The following is a 2,241-nucleotide window of genomic DNA, read 5'->3' as shown; positions in this document are numbered from 1 at the left end:
TGGCCCCCGAGTAGGAATCGTCCGGTGAACCGGGGTTGCTGTCACATTTGTTGAGTGCGCCACGAGGCGCTGTGGTCCGTGTGGAGGTGGAATACCTGCACCGTTGTCCTGTCGCAGCAGGATAGCGAAGCTGAGAGCAGCCTGATCCGGGTGATGCCGAGGAGGGCGGGAGCAGCTCTGACAAACCCGGGGTGCGCCAGCACTGCCAGATGGCGTAGGTCCGGGGAGCGATGACGAAGAGGAGTACGCGAGGAACCGGCGTCGTTACGTCCTTTAACTGTGACACCGGCTCGAAACCTGGTGGATCTGGGCCGGGCGCAGCGCGTCTCGACGCTCGTGAATGCGAGCGCTGAGAACTCTCCGCGGGGCATTCAACATCCACACGGGGAGGCCACGAAGAAGGTCTGCGGCGTACTCGTGGCGATGCTGCTGGGACAGAGTCGGACTCCTCCTTCGCCGAACGGATTGCAGTGAACGTGGGAACCATCCGGGGGCGACTCCTGGGCGGTGGGCCGCCAGCTCGCCGACCTGGATAGGCGCATCGACCGTCGAAAGGCCCGGATGGGGCGGAGCCGCCGTAGTACTTGGAGGCCGGGAAAGCCGGTCACGTGGGGAAGGGCGGCAGCGGTATCGAGGAGGACTGGAGGTTGCAATGACGCAAGACGCGTCGCCGAATGGCGTCGCTCTTGACCAGGCTCGGCAAGGGTCGTGGTCGAAGGTAGCGTGGATGCAGGCCAAGCTTCACCGTTGGGCGGCGGCCGATCCCGGCCGCAGGTTCGACGACCTGTTCAACCTCGTTCATGACCCGGCGACGCTCAGGGTGGCGTTCGACCGGGTCGCGGGTAACAAGGGTGCCAATACCGCAGGCGTGGACGGCATGACAGTCCGCGAGGTGGAGGAAGGCATCGGCTTACCCGTGTTCCTGGATGACCTTCGGGCCGCCGTGAAGGACGGCTCGTTTCGTCCTTTACCGGTGCGGGAGCGCGTGATCCCGAAACCGGGCGGGTCGGGCAAGGTTCGGCGTTTAGGGATTCCCGTGATCGCCGACCGTGTCGTCCAGGCGGCACTCAAACTGGTCCTGGAACCGATCTTCGAGGCCGACTTCGAGCCGGTCTCCTACGGGTTCCGGCCCAAGCGGCGGGCGCACGACGCGATAGCCGAGATCCACCTGTTCGGCACGAAGAGCTACAGGTGGGTGCTGGACGCGGACATCCAGGCGTGTTTCGACGAGATCGACCACACCGCCTTGATGGATCGGGTCCGGGCACGAATCAAGGACAAGCGCGTCCTGTCGCTGGTGAAAGCGTTCCTGAAGGCCGGAATCTTGACGGAGCTCGGCGAACAGCGGGATACGCACACCGGCACGCCGCAGGGCGGCATCTTGTCCCCGCTGCTGGCGAACGTGGCCCTGTCGGTGCTCGATGAGCATCTGCACCGGCCGTGGAGGCCGGAGGGGGCGATGTCGTCCAACAAGCGACGTGAGAAGCGCCGGGCGCAGCAATTACCAAACTGGCGGATCGTTCGCTACGCCGACGATTTCGTCGTCTTGGTGAACGGCACGCAAGCGGATGTTGAGATGCTCAGCGATGAGGTCGCGCGAGTGCTGGCACCCATGGGGCTGCGGCTGTCACCAGCCAAAACCCGGATCGTGCACATGAGCGAGGGGTTCGACTTCTTGGGGTTCCGCATCCAGTGGCGCCGCAAGCAAGGCACGAATAAGTGGCACGTGTACACCTTCATCGCAGAACGGCCGATCAAGTCGGTCAAGGCGAAGATCCGTCCACTGACCCACAGGTTGTCACAGGCAAATCTGGAGGGCGTGCTTGACCGACTCAACTCGATCATGCACGGCTGGGCCAACTACTTCCGGCACGCCATCGCGAAGAATGTGTTCAGCATGCTGGACAACTTCACCTGGCACCGGCTGATGCGCATGATGATGCATCGGTTCCGCTGGAAGTGGCGAGATGTCCGCCACCGGTATGTCACCCCGGAAGGGCACTGGCTGCCGATCACTGCGGGCAGGATCGAGCGCCGCCCGATCGCCGCGGTGCCGGTTACTCGGTACCGCTATCGCGGAGCGAAGATCCCCACTCCCTTCTTGTTTCTCGAACACGCCTGACGGCAGATGCCGTGGAGAGCCCGTTGCGTTGAGAGGCGCACGGCGGGTTCGGCGAGCGGCCTGGGGAAACGGATCGAGAGCAATCCCGACACCGCGCCCCAGGCCGACTCAACCGCTGT

Annotated in this window: 1 protein-coding gene; it reads left to right on the top strand. The window is 64.2% G+C overall.

Annotation, left to right across the window (positions count from 1 at the left end; genetic code table 11):
* Window positions 1-727 precede the first annotated feature (727 nt).
* Window positions 728-2,122: a group II intron reverse transcriptase/maturase gene (gene ltrA / locus AB0395_RS48115; RefSeq protein ID WP_366295065.1), complete on the top strand. Its 1,395-nt coding sequence runs from the start codon at window positions 728-730 to the stop codon at window positions 2,120-2,122.
* Window positions 2,123-2,241 lie beyond the last annotated feature (119 nt).

This window comes from Streptosporangium sp. NPDC051023 (genome assembly GCF_040689595.1).
GTDB lineage: Bacteria > Actinomycetota > Actinomycetes > Streptosporangiales > Streptosporangiaceae > Streptosporangium.
The sequence above is the reverse complement of the archived record's forward strand: the minus strand, read 5'-3'. Positions and strand labels throughout refer to the sequence as shown.

Bases quoted from the DNA above. Each gene is read 5' to 3' on its own strand.
- ltrA (WP_366295065.1), top strand. From the start codon at position 728: ATGCAGGCCAAGCTTCACCGTTGGGCGGCGGCCGATCCCGGCCGCAGG.